This window comes from Oleiphilus sp. HI0080 (genome assembly GCF_001635135.1).
Map to the genome: position 1 here is coordinate 1 of NZ_LWFU01000998.1, position 735 is coordinate 735.

Below are 735 nucleotides of genomic sequence, written 5' to 3' on the forward strand. Positions count from 1 at the left end.
TGGTGTCAGTTTGTTTGACCGAAGCAAAAAGCAGCTAAGGCTCACCGAAGAAGGACATCGCTATTACACGGTAGCAGGGCAGGTTATAAAGGTGCACAGGGAGGGGTACGAACAATTCTCTCGGTCCCTTGGCCCAAATGTACTCCAAGTTAGCGCGCCGATTTTTATCGCTCAAGAGCTGTTGATTCCGAATTATATGAAGTTTAAGCAGTTCGACCCGAAGACCGAACTGCGCATTACAACCGGAAACGAGCTAGTAAGCTTTGATGACCATCAGTTTGACGCAGCAATACGTTTTGGCGCGGGTAAGTGGAGTTCGTTATATGCGCGACCTGTATGCAAAATCGGCTTTTGCTTGATCGCTAGTGAGCGTTATCTAACTGAAAATGGTTTGGATCAACAGACCTTCGTCAACCAAGCGCTGCTTGGAGAAAATACTTTGCTAACACTAAACGAAAACCTGGAGGACTGGGGGCAGATTTTCCCAAACATTGTCGCCAAAGAGCGCATTGTGTGCGACTCATACTTCGCTGCCTTGCGCGCCGCAGAAGAAGGCTTGGGGATTTGCGTAGGGTTAACGCCCATCATTAATCATTGGCTTAAGACACGGCGCGTTGTAAAACTAAACGCGGACCCTATTGAAGCCGAGCTAGCTTATTGGCTGGTTTCGAAGAAAACATCCGAAGAGCTTCCCAGTTTAGATGCTCTTTATAAATGGGCGCATACCTTATTCGC

Annotated in this window: 1 protein-coding gene; it reads left to right on the forward strand. The window is 47.8% G+C overall.

All coding sequences use genetic code 11. From position 1 onward, the window contains the following. Window positions 1–735 (forward strand): LysR substrate-binding domain-containing protein (locus tag A3751_RS19075; RefSeq protein WP_068458584.1); only part of this gene is annotated, 735 nt, incomplete at both ends.